The sequence below is a fragment of the Citrobacter sp. FP75 genome (assembly GCF_018342065.1).
In the GTDB taxonomy this organism is placed as follows: Bacteria; Pseudomonadota; Gammaproteobacteria; order Enterobacterales; family Enterobacteriaceae; genus Citrobacter.
On record NZ_JAFDOE010000005.1, the window covers coordinates 126,039 to 142,499 of the forward strand.

At 53.7% G+C, this 16,461-nt stretch carries 15 protein-coding genes; 1 reads left to right on the top strand and 14 read right to left on the bottom strand.

From position 1 onward, the window contains the following. Positions 1-22 precede the first annotated feature (22 nt). The 13 genes from murG to ilvI form a co-directional block, all read right to left on the bottom strand. Positions 23-1,090, bottom strand: coding sequence for an undecaprenyldiphospho-muramoylpentapeptide beta-N-acetylglucosaminyltransferase (gene murG, locus JQ822_RS17430; protein WP_213134510.1), 1,068 nt, complete (start codon positions 1,088-1,090; stop codon positions 23-25). Further along, the gene (ftsW, locus tag JQ822_RS17435) at positions 1,087-2,331 is read right to left on the bottom strand and encodes a cell division protein FtsW (RefSeq protein ID WP_135323158.1); all 1,245 of its coding nucleotides are present in this window, start codon (positions 2,329-2,331) and stop codon (positions 1,087-1,089) included. Before ftsW ends, murG begins: the two co-directional genes overlap by 4 nt. Further along, positions 2,331-3,647: a UDP-N-acetylmuramoyl-L-alanine--D-glutamate ligase gene (gene murD, locus JQ822_RS17440; protein ID WP_213134511.1), complete on the bottom strand. Its 1,317-nt coding sequence runs from the start codon at positions 3,645-3,647 to the stop codon at positions 2,331-2,333. Before murD ends, ftsW begins: the two co-directional genes overlap by 1 nt. Before the next feature lie 2 nt (positions 3,648-3,649). After that, a complete protein-coding gene (gene mraY, locus JQ822_RS17445; protein WP_213134512.1) occupies positions 3,650-4,732 on the bottom strand; it encodes a phospho-N-acetylmuramoyl-pentapeptide-transferase in 1,083 nt (360 codons plus the stop codon). Continuing rightward, positions 4,726-6,084, bottom strand: a complete 1,359-nt coding sequence (gene murF, locus JQ822_RS17450; protein ID WP_213134513.1) for a UDP-N-acetylmuramoyl-tripeptide--D-alanyl-D-alanine ligase — start codon at positions 6,082-6,084, stop codon at positions 4,726-4,728. Before murF ends, mraY begins: the two co-directional genes overlap by 7 nt. Beyond that, positions 6,081-7,568, bottom strand: coding sequence for a UDP-N-acetylmuramoyl-L-alanyl-D-glutamate--2,6-diaminopimelate ligase (gene murE, locus JQ822_RS17455; protein WP_213134514.1), 1,488 nt, complete (start codon positions 7,566-7,568; stop codon positions 6,081-6,083). Before murE ends, murF begins: the two co-directional genes overlap by 4 nt. Beyond that, positions 7,555-9,321, bottom strand: a complete 1,767-nt coding sequence (gene ftsI, locus JQ822_RS17460; protein ID WP_135323163.1) for a peptidoglycan glycosyltransferase FtsI — start codon at positions 9,319-9,321, stop codon at positions 7,555-7,557. The genes murE and ftsI overlap by 14 nt, the downstream gene beginning before the upstream one ends. Positions 9,322-9,336: 15 nt before the next feature. After that, on the bottom strand, positions 9,337-9,702 hold the full coding sequence (gene ftsL / locus JQ822_RS17465) for a cell division protein FtsL (RefSeq protein WP_213134515.1): 366 nt from the start codon (positions 9,700-9,702) through the stop codon (positions 9,337-9,339). Further along, positions 9,699-10,640, bottom strand: coding sequence for a 16S rRNA (cytosine(1402)-N(4))-methyltransferase RsmH (gene rsmH, locus JQ822_RS17470; RefSeq protein WP_213134516.1), 942 nt, complete (start codon positions 10,638-10,640; stop codon positions 9,699-9,701). Before rsmH ends, ftsL begins: the two co-directional genes overlap by 4 nt. 1 nt (position 10,641) lies before the next feature. Beyond that, on the bottom strand, positions 10,642-11,100 hold the full coding sequence (gene mraZ / locus JQ822_RS17475) for a division/cell wall cluster transcriptional repressor MraZ (RefSeq protein WP_135323165.1): 459 nt from the start codon (positions 11,098-11,100) through the stop codon (positions 10,642-10,644). A gap of 614 nt (positions 11,101-11,714) precedes the next feature. Next, the gene (gene cra, locus JQ822_RS17480) at positions 11,715-12,719 is read right to left on the bottom strand and encodes a catabolite repressor/activator (RefSeq protein WP_135323166.1); all 1,005 of its coding nucleotides are present in this window, start codon (positions 12,717-12,719) and stop codon (positions 11,715-11,717) included. 180 nt (positions 12,720-12,899) lie between these two features. Beyond that, positions 12,900-13,391: an acetolactate synthase small subunit gene (ilvN, locus tag JQ822_RS17485; RefSeq protein WP_096758312.1), complete on the bottom strand. Its 492-nt coding sequence runs from the start codon at positions 13,389-13,391 to the stop codon at positions 12,900-12,902. 2 nt (positions 13,392-13,393) lie between these two features. Beyond that, entirely contained in the window at positions 13,394-15,118 is a 1,725-nt protein-coding gene (gene ilvI, locus JQ822_RS17490; protein WP_213134517.1) for an acetolactate synthase 3 large subunit, read from the bottom strand. A 120-nt stretch (positions 15,119-15,238) separates the two neighbouring features. Here ilvI and JQ822_RS17495 point away from each other — a divergent pair, with 120 nt between their 5' ends. Next, complete coding sequence (locus tag JQ822_RS17495; RefSeq protein ID WP_213134518.1) at positions 15,239-15,403, top strand: hypothetical protein; 165 nt, start codon at positions 15,239-15,241, stop codon at positions 15,401-15,403. Positions 15,404-15,437: 34 nt separating this feature from the next. On the opposite strand, the gene leuO is transcribed toward JQ822_RS17495, so the two are convergent. After that, positions 15,438-16,385: a transcriptional regulator LeuO gene (gene leuO / locus JQ822_RS17500; RefSeq protein ID WP_213134519.1), complete on the bottom strand. Its 948-nt coding sequence runs from the start codon at positions 16,383-16,385 to the stop codon at positions 15,438-15,440. Between the last annotated feature and the right edge of the window lie 76 nt (positions 16,386-16,461).

Here is a 16,461-nt window from a genome sequence, read left to right on the forward strand (position 1 = left end):
GATGCAAAAGGCATCGCCACAATTACGCCCGGACAGCCCGGCTCACTGCATTTGCAACCCACTCTGTGGAATCCGGTATGGATGCAGCGCGAGCACGTTCTGCCATGGTTAATAAGGTTTCTCGCGACCACCCGGAAAGGGTGCTGGCGACGGCATCCACAGTAAACTGCGGCTGCTCGAAAATTTTGGCGGCGCCCGCTTTTTCCAGCGGTAGCGCATTCCAGTACTGCTGTCTGTCTTTGTGCTGGAACGGCACGAAAATCGCTGGCAGGCCTGCTGCGGCGATCTCGCTCACCGTTAGCGCGCCAGATCGACAAACGACGACATCCGCCCACGCGTAGGCTGCGGCCATATCATCGATAAATTCGGTGACCTTATGCTGCGGTTGTCCAGCCTCAACGTAAGCCTGCTCTACGGTCTGCTGCGCGCCTTTACCGCTCTGATGCCAGATAGTCACCGCGTCACCAAGCTTTGCGGCAACCTGCGGCAGCGTTTGGTTCAGCACGCGCGCGCCCTGAGATCCCCCGACCACCAGCATGCGAATCGGACCTTCGCGTCCAGCCAGGCGCTCTTCAGGTAGCGGCAGCGCCAACACATCGGTACGTACCGGGTTACCCACCACTTCCGCATCCGGGAAAGCACCAGGAAAGGCCTGCATCACCGTCGTGGCAATCTTTGCCAGCCATTTGTTGGTTAAGCCCGCGATACCATTCTGCTCGTGCAGCACGACCGGAATGCCTAACGACCAGGCAGCCAGACCACCGGGACCCGAGACATAGCCGCCCATCCCCAGTACCACATCAGGTTTAAACTGCTTCATGATGGCGCGGGCCTGACGCCAGGCATTAAAAATACGCACGGGCGCGGCAAGCAGCGCATTAACGCCTTTGCCACGCAGACCGGAGATACGAATAAAGTCAATATCAATGCCATGCTTCGGTACTAAGTCCGCTTCCATACGATCGGCGGTGCCCAGCCAACGAACCTGCCAGCCCTGGGCCATTAAATGGTGCGCAACTGCCAGTCCCGGAAACACATGTCCGCCGGTACCGCCTGCCATCACCATTAACCGCTTCGGTTGACCACTCATCGTGCACCTCGTGTAAACGCCTGGGCTTTTTCCAGACGCGTTTCATAATCAATACGTAACAAAAACATGATGGCCGTCGACATGATCAACAAGCTCGAACCACCATAACTGATCAGCGGTAGCGTCAGACCTTTCGTTGGCAGCATACCTGCCGCCGCGCCGACGTTAACCAACGCCTGAAAACTAAACCAAATCCCGATCGAGCAGGCTAAAAATCCTGAAAAACGGTGGTCAATTTCCAGCGCTTTACGGCCAATCGACATCGCGCGAAAAGCGACGAAGAATACCATTAAAAGTGCCAATACCACACCGATATAACCCAGTTCCTCCCCAATAATGGCGAAGATAAAGTCGGTGTGTGCTTCCGGCAAATACTCCAGTTTTTGGACTGAATTACCTAAGCCCTGACCCCAAACCTCACCGCGACCGAAGGCCATCAGGGATTGTGTCAGCTGGTAACCGCTGCCAAACGGATCTTCCCAGGGATTCCAGAAAGAGGTTACGCGGCGAATACGATACGGTTCGGCGAGGATCAGCAGCACCACTGCTGAGATCCCCATACCGATGATGGCGATGAACTGCCATAATTTCGCCCCGGCGAGAAACAGCATCGCCAGCGTGGTAACAAACAGCACCACCACCGTTCCGAGGTCAGGCTGCGCCAGCAGTAGTACCGCCAGCACCAGGATCACGCCCATCGGTTTTAAGAAGCCGCGCAGGTTATTACGCACCTCATCAACCTTACGTACCAGGTAGTTGGCGAGATAGCAGAACAGCGACAACTTGGTAAACTCCGCAGGCTGAATACGCAGCGGTCCTAGCGCAATCCAGCGCGATGCCCCGTTAACCGAACTACCGACCACCAGTACAATCAGCAACATGATGATTGAGGCGATCAGCATCGTGGTGCTGTACTTTTGCCAGAACTCCATCGGCAGACGCAGCGTGACCATCGCCAGACAGAACGCCAGGAAGATATACAGCGCATCACGTTTGGCAAACAGGAACGGATCGCCTGCCAGACGCTGCCCAACGGGCATTGATGCCGATGTCACCATCACAAAACCAATAGCCGCCAGACCAAACGTCAGCCACAGCAGCATACGGTCGTACATGATCAGGCTGTCTGCGTCTTTATCGCGCGACGCCATCACCCAGCCTTTAAGTGCCGCGAAGATCCACGCCAGGACACCCAGTCCCGGTAAGCGCGGCAGTCTCAGACGAGGGAGAGATAAACGCATCAACCCAACTCCTTCGCCAGGCGGGTAAATACATCGCCACGCTGCTCAAAGTTTTTGAACTGATCGAGACTCGCACAGGCTGGCGACAGCAGCACCATATCGCCCGGTTTGACGCGCGGCGCGAGCAGGCGCATTGCCTGCTCCATGGTTTCAGTTTGCTCAGCAACCTCTGGTCGCAGAGCAGCCAACTGTGCGCCATCGCGACCAAAGCAGTACAGACGAATACGATCGCCGACCAGATAACGACTGAGCGGAGAAAAATCAGCAGATTTCCCGTCACCGCCCAGCAGCAGGTGCAGCGTGCCATCAACGTGCAGACCGTTCAGCGCCGCTTCGGTGCTGCCGACGTTGGTCGCTTTTGAATCGTTGATCCAACGAATGCCGTTATGGTCCAGCACCACCTGGAAGCGATGTGCCAGGCCGGTAAAGGTGGTTAGCGCTTTCAGGCTTGACGCCCGCGGCAGACCCGCGGCATCTGCCAGCGCCAGCGCCGCCAGGGCGTTGGTATAGTTATGCTGACCGGAAAGCGTCATCTCTTTCACGTTGAGCACTTTTTCACCTTTCACCCGCAACCAGGTTTCGCCCTGCTGGCGGTTCAGGTGATAGTCACCCATATTGATACCAAAGCTCACGCAGCGTTCATCAGCCCCGCGAATCGGCATCGTCAGCGCATCATCAGCGTTGACGACGCACACTTTCGCGTTCTCGTAGACGCGCAGTTTCGCCGCACGGTACTGCTGCAAGCCAAACGGATACCTGTCCATATGGTCTTCGGTGACATTCAAAATGGTGGCCGCCACGGCCTGTAAGCTTGACGTGGTCTCCAACTGGAAGCTGGAGAGCTCCAGAACGTACAGCTCACGTTCTGCATCCAGCAGCATCAGCGCAGGCAAACCAATGTTCCCGCCGACACCCACGTTCACCCCGGCCGCTTTTGCCATTTCACCGACCAGCGTAGTGACTGTGCTTTTACCGTTAGAACCGGTAATCGCCACAATCGGTGCCTGTGCTTCGCGGCAGAACAGCTCGATGTCGCCAACAATTTCAATACCGGCATCGGCGGCGGCGCTCAGCGAAGGATGGGCCAGAGCAATACCAGGGCTGGCGACGATGAGATCGGCAGCCAGCAGCCAGTCATCATTGAGGCTGCCAACATGATGTTCAACCGCTTCCGGTAATTTATCCAGGCCCGGCGGCGTTGCGCGAGTGTCCATCACGCGCGGCGTCACGCCACGCGCGAGAAAGAAATCCACACAGGACAGCCCGGTCAACCCCAGACCGATAATGACGACTTTTTTACCCTGGTAATCAGCCATGATTAACGTACCTTCAGCGTTGCCAGGCCAATCAGCACCAGCATCAGCGAAATAATCCAGAAGCGCACGATCACGCGCGGTTCCGGCCAGCCTTTAAGTTCATAGTGGTGGTGAATCGGCGCCATACGGAAGATGCGCTGTCCGCGCAGCTTAAAGGAACCGACCTGCAGAATGACCGACAGCGTTTCTACGACAAATACGCCGCCCATGATCACCAGCAGGAACTCCTGACGCAGCAGCACGGCAATAATGCCCAGCGCGCCGCCCAACGCCAGCGATCCGACGTCGCCCATAAAGACCTGCGCCGGATAGGTGTTAAACCACAGGAAACCTAATCCCGCACCGACAATCGCCGTACAGACGATCACCAACTCCCCCGCATGGCGTAAATACGGAATATGCAAATAGTTGGCAAAGTTCATGTTACCGGTCGCCCACGCCACCAGCGCAAAGCCAGCAGCAACGAATACGGTCGGCATAATCGCCAGACCATCAAGGCCATCGGTCAGGTTGACCGCATTGCCGGTACCAACAATCACAAAATAGGCCAGCAGAATATAGAACAGACCCAACTGCGGCATGACGTCTTTAAAGAACGGCACCACCAGCTGCGTGGCGGGCGTATCTTTGCCCACCAGATACAGCGCGAACGCCACGCCTAACGCAATCACCGACATCCAGAAGTATTTCCAGCGGGCGATCAGTCCTTTGGTGTCTTTGCGCACGACTTTGCGGTAGTCATCGACAAAACCGATAATACCGTAGCCCACCAGTACCACCAGCACGCACCAGACGTACGGGTTAGAAGGATAAGCCCACAGCAGAACGGAAATGACAATCGCGGTGAGGATCATAATCCCACCCATGGTCGGCGTACCGCGTTTACTGAAGTGTGATTCCGGACCGTCGTTACGCACGACCTGGCCAAATGACATTTTTTGCAAGCGGGCAATCATACGCGGGCCCATCCACAACGAGATGAACAGCGCGGTCAGCAGGCTGACGATGGCGCGAAACGTCAGATAGGAAAAGACGTTAAAGCCTGAATAATATTTGACCAAATGTTCGGCCAGCCAAACTAACATGTCCCATTCTCCTGTAATGCGCGTACTACCTCTTCCATGGCGGCACTACGTGAACCCTTCACTAAAATCGTCATAACCTGATGCTCTGCAATCAGTGCCTTAAGATGCGCGACCAGCGCGGGTTTATCCGCAAAATGTTCGCCAACACCGCTGGCATCACTTATTGCCTGGCTCAGTTTCCCTGTACTCAATACGCGGTCAATACCCGCCGCCTTCGCAGCAACACCCACCTGTACGTGACAGGCTTCGCTTTCCGCGCCAAGTTCTGCCATATCGCCAACCACCAGCACGCGGTAGCCCGGCATTTCAGACAGTACCTGTACCGCAGCGGTCATCGAACCGACGTTGGCGTTATAGGAGTCATCCAGCAGCAGTTGATTTTCTGCAAGCTGGATCGGGAACAGACGCCCCGGCACCGCTTGCAAATCTTTCAGCCCGGTTTTAATCGCCTCATGCGTCGCACCAACCGCCATAGAGAGCGCGGTTGCAGCCAGAGCATTGGCAATATTGTGACGACCCGGTAATGGCAGCAGAACATCGATGCTGCCCGTAGGCGTTTGCAGCGTAAATTCAGTGCCGTGCGAAGTGACATGAATATTGGTGGCAGAAAAGTCGCTGTTGGCCGCATTTGGCGAGAAGCGCCAGACTTTGCGATCGCCAATAATGCTCTGCCAGTTCAGCCAGTCGTTGTTATCGGCATTCAGAATGGCGATACCGTTTTCCGCCAGGCCGGTAAAAATTTCGCCTTTCGCCTTCGCAACGCCCGCCAGAGAGCCGAAGCCTTCCAGGTGAGCGGCCGCAAGGTTATTCACCAGCGCCGCTTCCGGACGCGTCAACCCGACGGTCCAGGCAATCTCGCCCTGATGATTGGCGCCAAGCTCAATCACCGCATAGTCATACTCGTTATTCAGTCGCAGCAGCGTCATCGGTACGCCAATGTCGTTGTTCAGATTGCCCGCGGTATATAAGGTGTTCCCGCACTGGCTGAGGATCGCAGCGGTCATCTCTTTAACGGACGTTTTACCGGATGAACCAGTCAGCGCCACCACGCGGGCCGGAACCTGGGCGCGAACCCACGCCGCCAGCTCACCAAACGCCAGACGCGTATCTTTGACAATCAGTTGCGGCAGGTCGGTATTCAACGGACGGCTGACCAGCAGCGCGCCAGCCCCGCTCTCTTTCGCCTTATCAGCAAAGTCGTGGGCATCGAAGCGTTCACCTTTCAGCGCCACAAACAGGCAGCCCGGCGTGACTTTACGCGTATCGGTGGTGACCGCATCGAGAGTGAGATCGCCCCCTTTCAGTTCACCACCGAGGATCTCCGCCAGTTGGCTGAGCGTTACGCTAATCATGCGATCACCCCCAGCAGGCGAGCGGCCGTCACGCGGTCAGAATAGTCGAGGCGATGCGCGCCGACGATCTGGTAATCTTCGTGGCCTTTACCGGCCACCAGCACGACGTCATTTTCTTTCGCCTGCATAATGGCGTTGGTGACCGCTTCTGCGCGACCTTCCATCACCTTCGCGTGCCCGGCATCCAGCATACCCGCCAGAATGTCGTTAATAATGGCGCGCGGCTCTTCGGTGCGTGGGTTGTCGTCAGTGACCACCACAATATCGGCGAACTCTTCGGCGATGGCGCCCATCAGCGGACGCTTGCCTTTGTCGCGATCGCCGCCGCAGCCAAAGACGCACCACAGCTTACCGGTGCAGTGCAGACGTGCCGCCTGCAGCGCTTTTTCCAGCGCATCCGGCGTGTGGGCATAATCCACCACCACCGTCGTTTTTCCCGGTGCGCTGAACACTTCCATACGCCCGCAAACCGGCTGCAGACGTGCCGCCGTTTTCAGTAAATCCGCTAACGGATACCCCAACGCTAACAGCGTTGCCAGCGCCAGCAGCAGATTACTGACGTTGAATGCGCCCATCAGGCGGCTTTCAATTTCACCGTTGCCCCAGGACGAGGTAAAGCGGATCGTCGCACCACTGTCGTGATAGTTAACATCAACCGCTTTCAGCCAACGACCGTGGCAGTTCGGATTGATATGGTCTTCCATCGAAACGGCGACCGCATCCGGCAATTTTGCCAGCCAGCGGCGACCGACTTCATCATCCGCATTGACGATGGCCTGACCGCAATGGTGCGTGGAGTACAGCAGCCACTTCGCGGCTTCGTAATGTTCCATATCACCGTGATAGTCGAGATGATCACGGCTTAAGTTAGTAAATACCGACGCAGCAAACTTCAATGCCGCCACGCGATGTTGAACCAGACCGTGAGATGAAACTTCCATCGCGCCTAACGTGGCGCCCTGCTCGACCAGTCCCGCCAGCACATGCTGAACGTCAACGGCTGAACCGGTCGTATTTTCGGTCGGGATCACTTTGCCCAGCAGGCCATTGCCTACGGTCCCCATCACGGCGCTGGTTTCGCCAAGCAGTTGGCCCCACTGCGCCAGCAGTTGGGTGGTGGTGGTTTTCCCGTTGGTGCCGGTAACGCCTACCAGACGCATATTTTCAGAGGGCTCGTGGTAAAAACGGCCCGCCAGTGCAGATAAACGTTCGTTAAGCTGGCTCAGATAGATAACCGGTACGCCGTGCATTTCACGGATTTCACCGTCGGTTGCCTCATCTTTTGCCTCTGCAATAATGGCGGCTACACCTTGCGCTATCGCCTGCGGGATATATCGACGCCCGTCCGCCTGATGACCTACCACTGCCACAAAGAGATCGCCCGATGCAGCCACACGGCTGTCGAGCGTCATCTCCCGCAGTGCTCGCTCCGGTGCACCCGGCACCCATGGAGCAAGAAGGTCGCGCAAATTACGATCTGCCACCTGTCGCCTCGCCTTGATTATTCACAAATTCACTTTTATCGCCCGTTGCCAGCGCATCCGGCTCGATGTTCATGGTGCGCAGTACGCCGCCCATGATGGCACCGAAGACCGGCGCGGAAACGGCGCCACCGTAGTATTTACCCGCCTGCGGGTCGTTGATAACAACCACCAGCGCGAAGCGCGGCTGACTCGCAGGCGCAACACCTGCGGTATAAGCAATGTATTTGTTGATGTAGCGACCATCTGGTCCTACTTTTTTCGCCGTACCGGTTTTAATGGCGATGCGATAGCCTTTAATCGCCGCCTTCACGCCGCCACCACCAGGCAGCGCCACGCTTTCCATCATGTGCACCACAGTGCGTACGGTAGATTCCGGGAAGATTCGCTCGCCCGGAACAGGAGGATCAACTTTGGTAATCGACAGCGGGCGATAAACGCCATAGCTGCCGATCGTTGCGTAGACTCGCGCTAACTGTAACGGGGTTACCATTAGCCCATAGCCGAAAGAGAAGGTGGCCCTCTCTATGTCAGACCACCGTTGTTTTTGAGGATATAAGCCACTGCGTTCTCCGACCAACCCCAAATTGGTCGCTTTTCCCAGCCCAAAACGTGAGTAAGTGTCTACTAACGCTGAGGACGGCATCGCTAACGCCAGCTTGGAAACACCGACGTTACTCGACTTCTGTAGTACCCCGGTCAGGGTCAATTCGCTATAACGCGCCACGTCTTTGATTTCGTGACCATTAATTCGATAGGGAATGGTGTTCAGCACGGTGTTTTCACGCACCACGCCGCGCTGCAGTGCCGTCATTACCACCATCGGTTTGACCGTAGATCCCGGTTCAAACACGTCGGTGATGGTACGGTTACGCATGACATCTTTTTGCGTACCGGAGAGATTGTTTGGGTTGTAGGACGGGCTGTTGGCCATCGCCAGCACTTCGCCGGTGTTCACGTCCACCAGCACGGCGCTGCCTGATTCCGCTTTGTTAAACGCGACAGCATTGTTCAGCTCGCGGTAGACCAGCGCCTGCAAACGCTCATCAATACTCAGCGCAAGGTTGTGCGCCGCCTGACTGTCCGTTGACGAGATATCCTCAATGACGCGGCCATAGCGGTCTTTACGCACCACGCGCTCGCCAGGCTGACCGGTAAGCCACTTATCGAAACTCTTCTCTACACCTTCAATGCCCTGGCTGTCGACGTTGGTAAAACCGATGAGGTGAGCGGTCACTTCCCCGGAAGGATAGTAACGGCGGGATTCTTCACGCAGATGAATCCCCGGTAGCTTCAGTTTTTTGATGTAGTCGGCCATGTCAGGGTTAACCTGACGTGCCAGGTAGATAAAACGCCCTTTCGGGTTGGCATTGATTCGGGAAGCCAGTTGGTCGAGCGGGAGATTCAACGCGGTCGACAGCGCCCTCCAGCGTTCGCCGACGCTCACGCCACCCGCATCATGCACTTCTTTCGGATCCGCCCAAATGGCCTTCACCGGCACGCTCACCGCCAGCGGACGACCTGAACGGTCGGTAATCATGCCGCGCGACGTGGAGACTTCCTGGACGCGCAGGGAACGCATGTCGCCCTGACGCACCAGCATGTCAGGCGCGATAATTTGCAGCCAGGCAACGCGTCCCAGCAGGAAGCACAGCGCCAGCAAAATACAGCCGCACAGTAACGCAAAACGCCAACTGATAAAGTTGGCTTGTTCTTCCTGGCGTTTTGGTTTGTGCGTCTTTGCCGCTGCTTTCATGCGTCGCGTTTATCCTTATTTTTGTACTACGATATTTTCTTGTGAGGGATCCACATGCTGCATTTGCAGCTTTTCCGTTGCGATCCGTTCAACTCGGCTATGGTCGCCGAGAGCGTTCTCTTCAAGGATCAGGTTGCGCCATTCAATATCCAGCGCATCACGTTCCAGAACTAACTGTTCGCGCTGTGCGGTCAGTAACCGCGTATGGTGCGCGGTTGTCACAACGGTGACCGCCGTCAAAATAATGCAAATGAACAGGCAGAGTGGCAGCTTCCCGAATCGCAAAAGATCGTCACCGATCACGCCAGGCAAGGCATGGCGCTCGTTGCTTCCTATCGATCCTGTAACTTTGCTGAGGGCTTCTGTCACTCTGCTGATCATGCGTTCGTCCTCTCTGCAATACGCAGAACTGAACTACGGGCACGAGGATTTTCTGCTACCTCTTCTTCGCCCGGCATCAACTTGCCTAATGCTCTCAACTCACGGCCGCCCAGTTTTTTGATCTGCGCTTCAGTCATCGGGATCCCCGCTGGTACCTGAGGACCGCGACTTTGTTCGCGCATAAAGCGCTTCACAATACGATCTTCAAGCGAGTGGAAACTGATGACAGAAAGGCGACCGCCCGGGGCCAGCACGCTGAGTGAGCTTTTTAGCGCCTGCTCTATCTCCTCCAGTTCACTGTTTACCCAAATGCGCACCGCCTGGAAGGTACGGGTCGCGGGATGTTTGAATTTGTCTTTTACCGGCATAGCCGCCGCAATGACTTCCGCCAGTTCTTTGGTGCGGGTCATTGGTTCAACGCGGTTACGCTCGACAATGGCGCGGGCAATGCGTTTGCCAAAGCGTTCTTCGCCAAAGGTTTTAATCACCCAGGCAATATCCGCTTCATCTGCAGTTTGCAGCCACTCGGCGGCTGACTGACCGCGCGTCGGGTCCATGCGCATGTCCAGCGGACCATCACGCATGAACGAAAATCCACGTTCCGCATCATCAAGCTGCGGAGAAGACACGCCAAGATCGAGGAGAATCCCATCAATCTTGCCGGTAAGTCCACGCTCGCTCACGTACTCAGCCAGCGCAGAGAAAGGTCCATGAATAATCGAGAAGCGAGGATCGTTAATCGTCCTGGCAACGGCAATAGCCTGCGGATCGCGATCGATAGCCAACAAACGCCCCTCTTCGCCAAGCTGCGAGAGAATCAGACGTGAATGACCACCGCGACCAAATGTGCCGTCAATGTATATGCCGTCCGGACGAATATTCAGTCCGTTTACGGCCTCATCCAGCAACACCGTTGTATGTTTAAAATTTTCCATCATCTTATAGAGACAAATCCTGCAATCGTTCCGACAGCGCGCCGGTAACAGACTGCTCAGCGTCGATATCTTCCTTGACCCGTTGATACCAGGTCGTTTCATCCCACAGCTCAAATTTGTTGAACTGCCCAACCAGCATCACTTCTTTCGTTAAACCTGCATGTTGCCGCAGAACAGGTGCTATCAGTAATCGACCCGCGCTATCCATCTGACATTCGCTGGCATGCCCTAACAACAAGCGCTGTACGCGGCGCTCAACCGGATTCATGCTGGACAGACGAGATAGCTTCTGCTCGATAATTTCCCATTCAGGAAGGGGGTAAAGCAGCAGGCACGGGTGATGGATGTCAATGGTGCAAACCATTTGACCGGTAGCACTCTCGAGCAGTTGATCCCGATAACGGGTAGGCACAGATAAGCGCCCTTTACTGTCGAGATTAACTAACGTCGCTCCCCGGAACATGCCAGTCTCACCCCCGATTACCACTTTGCCCCACAAAATCCCACTAATAAGGAGTTTACGGAGCGGAGGAAAACCTTGTCAAGCAAGTCACGGCGCTTAGCGGAGCAAAAAACCCAATGTTTACGGCTAATATCAGCGTTGAACAAATTCCGTACAGCAAGCGAAGCAAATTAACGTCATGAATATTTGTAAGAAAAAAATCCAACAACTCATCATTGTTTAAAACAACTCAATATCATCTCAAGAAAATATAAAGTGTCAGTTTGCGACGCGAGCGGCATTTTAGGACAATATGCAGTGAGATAACAGTACCAGTTAATCGGTCTGTACGCCTTGTACGACCAAGGCAGGCGAGAAAAATCTGCAATACAGAAGCAAAGTGTTTGTTAATTCGGCAATTCCACACAAGCGTGTAACAAAATAATACAACCGTAACGCGCCGTTACGTATCAATAACGCAGAAAAGGTGGGTCGCGTTTTAAATCACGATATTTAAAAATTCAATTTCAGACAATTCTAAAGAATATTCTTAAATATAATGAGGTTATTTCTGAAAATTGAATAAATGACTGCGCCAGAAGGTTATCTCCTCCCGGCGCGCACAGCAGAGCGATTTAGCTGCGGCTGAGAATACCACGATGATACAGATTACGTCGGATGCGCGTTAACCCTGGTTTTGGCTTACGCGGCTCATCCAGGCTTGCCAACACAATTTCCAGTACGCGTTCTGCTACATCACGATGACGCTGTGCCACCGCCAGCACCGGACACTGCAGGAAGTCGAGCAGTTCATGATCACCAAAAGTTGCAATGGCGAGATCGGACGGTAACTGCCCATCACGACGTAATGTCACATCCATCACACCCTGTAGCAGAGCAAATGAAGTGGTAAACAATGCCTGCGGCATCGGGTGCGTTTCCAGCCATTTATCAAACAGCTGTGCAGCGGCTTCTCGCTCATAGCTGTTGGCATACAGGAAATTCACTTCACGCGGATCGTCCTTCCACGCGGTACGAAAACCCTGTTCACGCAGGAAACTGACGGATAATTCCGGCAGCGCGCCAAGATAAAGCACGGTTTCCGCCGGGAACTTACGTAATTCTTCCGCCAGCATTTCTGCATCGTCCTGATCGGCCCCGACAACGCTGGTGAAATGTTCACGATCCAGCGCGCGGTCTAACGCCACAATCGGGAATGAACTGTTGGCCCAACGCTGATAGAACGGATGCTCCGGTGGTAAAGAGGTCGACACAATGATGGCATCAACCTGGCGTTGTAAAAGATGCTCAATACAGCGCATTTCGTTATCTGGCTGATCTTCAGAGCAGGCAATCAGCAGCTGATAGCCACGCTGACGCGCCTGGCGTTCCAGGTAGTTGGCTATCCGGGTATAACTTGTGTTCTCAAGGTCCGGGATCACCAGCCCGATAGAACGTGTGCGTCCAGCACGTAGCCCGGCTGCCACAGCATTTGGGTGGTAATTATGCTCGCGCACCACCGCCATGACTTTTTCAACCGTTTTGTCGCTTACGCGATATTGCTTTGCTTTGCCATTAATAACGTAGCTTGCAGTCGTTCGCGAAACGCCGGCCAACCGAGCGATTTCATCCAGTTTCACAATTGCCCCTTGCGTAAAATGTACAAACCATAACCTTTGAGATGGCATGGGTTAAATTTATTAACATCTAAGCGCAGAATAATGACTGCGGCAACCGCTTTTGTCTCTGGTTACTGCTGATTTCGCAAAAAAAGGCCCAACGGATAGCATTGGGCTCGCGAATTGATAACAGGGCTATGGTTAGCGCATGATTTTATCGCCGCGGGAGAGTCCCACCACGCCGGATCGTGCAACCTCGACGATTTTGGCAACTTCACGCAATGTTGCCAGGAAAGCATCCAGCTTATCGCTGGTACCCGCCAGCTGTACGGTATAGATGGACGGCGTAACATCGATGATTTGCCCACGGAAAATTTCCGTATTACGTACCACTTCTTCACGGCCATAACCGCTGGCCTGAATTTTCACCAGCATAATTTCTCGCTCAACGTGGGCCCCCTGCCCCAACTCGCTTACGCGCAGGACATCCACCAGTTTGTGCAGTTGCTTTTCGATCTGCTCAAGGACCTTTTCATCCCCCACGGTCTGGATCGTCATTCGCGATAAGGTTGGATCGTCCGTTGGCGCTACGGTCAGACTTTCAATGTTGTAACCGCGCTGAGCGAAGAGACCAATCACACGTGACAATGCGCCCGACTCGTTTTCCAGCAATACTGATAATATCCGGCGCATAATCAGGTCCTCTCCGTTTTGCTTAACCACATTTCATCCATACCACCCCCGCGAATCTGCATCGGGTAGACATGTTCACTGCCATCAACGGTGACATCGACAAACACCAGGCGATGGTTACGCACGTGCTCCAGCGCTTCACCCAGTTTACTTTCGAGTTCATCCGGATGGTTTATCTGGATCCCGATATGACCATAAGCCTCGGCAAGACGAACAAAGTCGGGCAGCGACTGCATGTAAGACTGCGAGTGGCGCCCGGAGTAAATCATGTCCTGCCACTGTTTAACCATACCGAGGTAACGGTTGTTAAGATTGAGCACCAGCACTGGCAGCTCGTATTGCAGCGCCGTTGACAGCTCCTGGATATTCATCTGAATACTGCCATCCCCGGTGACGCACACCACCGTTTCATCCGGTAGCGCCATCTTCACGCCTAACGCCGCAGGTAAGCCAAATCCCATAGTGCCGAGGCCACCGGAGTTAATCCAACGGCGCGGCTTATCAAACGGGTAGTACAGCGCGGCAAACATCTGATGCTGACCAACGTCCGAGGTCACATACGCATCCCCTTTCGTCAAGCGCCAGATCGTTTCAATGACGGCCTGCGGTTTAATGCTCTCACTTTGCGTGTCATATTTCAGACACTGGCGGGCACGCCATTGCTCAATCTGTTGCCACCAGTCACGGTTATCATCGAGCGGCTGCTGCGATCTCTCCTGCGGTAGCAGTTCCAGCATCTGATCAAGCACCAGGCGGGCATCGCCAACAATCGGGATATCCGCCGTGACGGTTTTTGAAATTGACGTCGGATCGATATCGATATGCAATACGGTCGCATTTGGGCAATATTTTGCCAGGTTATTGGTTGTGCGATCGTCAAAGCGAACGCCAACGGCAAAAATCACATCGGAATGATGCATGGTCATATTGGCTTCATAGGTGCCATGCATTCCCAACATGCCCAATGCCTGACGATGTGTGGCAGGAAACGCGCCCAATCCCATCAACGATGACACAACCGGCAGGTTAAGGGCTTCCGCAATCTGCCCCAGTTGCTCATGACAGGCCGCATTTACCGCACCACCGCCAACATACACCACCGGTTTTTTAGCGGCGACCAGCGTTTGCAGTGCTCGTTTTATCTGACCTTTATGCCCGGTCGTCGTCGGATTATAGGATCGCATGCTCACTGAGTCCGGCCAGCTATAGGGCAGTTTCTTCGCCGGATTCAGTATATCCTTCGGCAAATCCACCACCACAGGGCCAGGACGGCCGCTTGCCGCCAGCCAGAACGCTTTTTTCAGTACCTGAGGAATATCTTCCGTTTGCTTAACGAGGAAGCTGTGCTTCACCACCGGACGGGATATACCGACCATGTCGCACTCCTGAAAGGCATCATAGCCAATCAGCGACGTCGCGACCTGCCCAGAGAGGATCACTAATGGAATGGAATCCATATACGCCGTGGCAATCCCGGTGATCGCATTGGTTGCGCCCGGCCCGGAGGTCACCAGCACAACGCCGACATCACCCGTAGCGCGCGCCAGACCATCAGCCATATGTACTGCAGCTTGTTCATGACGGACCAACACATGATCAATACCCCCGACCGTATGCAGCGCATCATAAATATCGAGGACAGCGCCCCCAGGATAACCAAATACCTGCTTCACACCCTGATCGATGAGCGATCGCACGACCATCTCGGCTCCAGACAACATCTCCATGGCTTGCCCCCACTCTTATAATGAATAACGGTTTAACAACACATTAACCGCTGAGGATGACGCATGGCAATTGACACCGAAGGGACGGTATTCGCGTGAAAAAGAATAAAAAGGAGGAAAGTGACGAATAAATGGAGATTTAAACCAGCTTCAGCAAATGAAATGATAAATAATCGCTTAAAAAGGGGGGCTTACAGCGATTACTCTATTTTTTTACAATCATGGATAGACGTAAAAAGACAAGTTCAGCATAAAATTTCACATAAAAAGATAAAAGCAGAATAAACCAGACGTATTGCCCAGTTTATTCTGCCAAATGCTAATGCTTACACACGGAGACTAACAATTCTTCCATCCACTGATGACCTTTATCTCTGCCCGCAGCTTCATGCCAGGAAAGATAGCATGTGCGGCTATTCAATTTTAAAGGTAAAGGTAATATCTGGAGATCTAACTGTTCAGAGAATTCTTCCGCTAACCAACGTGGCGCGATAGACACCAGATGCGTTTGAGAAACAACATTCAATACGCTGATTAATGCCATTCCTTGATAAGCGACACAGGATTGTTTATCCGCCGTGTCATACCAGGGTTGACTGAATGATGCAAAGCGATCGAGAGAGACCACCGCATGCTGTTCATTATAGACATCATTTTCCAGCAATGGACCGCTAATACGTGGATGATTTCTACTCGCTACTAGCACCATCTCGTCATTAAACAAGGGAATACTGGTGAATTCAGGGCGGCGGAACTCTTCATAGCTAATAACGAACTCAGTTTCCTGATAGCGTAATTGATGCTCGGTATTTTGATTGAGTGAAGATTTAAATACGACATGAATATTTGGCGCAACCTGCTCAACTCGATTATAAATCAAGGATGTCAGGATATTATCCAATGGGCTACATACGCAAAGATTGAATACGCGCTCGCTGCTGGCTGGTTCAAACCCCGAACCAGGCAGTTCATTCTGTACCAGCTGCAATGCCTGGCGAACGGAGCCAAAAAGCTGGAAAGCCCTTGCTGTCGGCTGGATCCCGCGACCATAACGAACAAAGAGTTCATCATTGAACATGATTTTCAGGCGAGCCACGGCATTACTGACTGCGGGTTGTGACATCCCCAGAGTATGCGCAGCACGTGTAATATTTTGTTCCTGCATCACCGCGTCAAAAACGGTTAACAAATTAAGATCAACCATACGAAGCTGCGGCTTCCCCATATCTATAGAGATAGACTTATCTATTATTTTAACTTCTGGCATATTTAACTCCACTGTCACTCTAAACTCCCTTTTCCTGGACGGAGTGAAGAAATAACCTCCGTTAATATGATTTACC

Coding starts and splice junctions, on each gene's coding strand:
- ftsW (WP_135323158.1), bottom strand. CDS start 2,331: ATGCGTTTATCTCTCCCTCGTCTGAGACTGCCGCGCTTACCGGGACTG.
- leuO (WP_213134519.1), bottom strand. CDS start 16,385: ATGCCAGAAGTTAAAATAATAGATAAGTCTATCTCTATAGATATGGGG.
- ilvI (WP_213134517.1), bottom strand. CDS start 15,118: ATGGAGATGTTGTCTGGAGCCGAGATGGTCGTGCGATCGCTCATCGAT.
- ftsL (WP_213134515.1), bottom strand. CDS start 9,702: ATGATCAGCAGAGTGACAGAAGCCCTCAGCAAAGTTACAGGATCGATA.
- ilvN (WP_096758312.1), bottom strand. CDS start 13,391: ATGCGCCGGATATTATCAGTATTGCTGGAAAACGAGTCGGGCGCATTG.
- ftsI (WP_135323163.1), bottom strand. CDS start 9,321: ATGAAAGCAGCGGCAAAGACGCACAAACCAAAACGCCAGGAAGAACAA.
- murD (WP_213134511.1), bottom strand. CDS start 3,647: ATGGCTGATTACCAGGGTAAAAAAGTCGTCATTATCGGTCTGGGGTTG.
- rsmH (WP_213134516.1), bottom strand. CDS start 10,640: ATGATGGAAAATTTTAAACATACAACGGTGTTGCTGGATGAGGCCGTA.
- mraY (WP_213134512.1), bottom strand. CDS start 4,732: ATGTTAGTTTGGCTGGCCGAACATTTGGTCAAATATTATTCAGGCTTT.
- mraZ (WP_135323165.1), bottom strand. CDS start 11,100: ATGTTCCGGGGAGCGACGTTAGTTAATCTCGACAGTAAAGGGCGCTTA.
- murG (WP_213134510.1), bottom strand. CDS start 1,090: ATGAGTGGTCAACCGAAGCGGTTAATGGTGATGGCAGGCGGTACCGGC.
- murF (WP_213134513.1), bottom strand. CDS start 6,084: ATGATTAGCGTAACGCTCAGCCAACTGGCGGAGATCCTCGGTGGTGAA.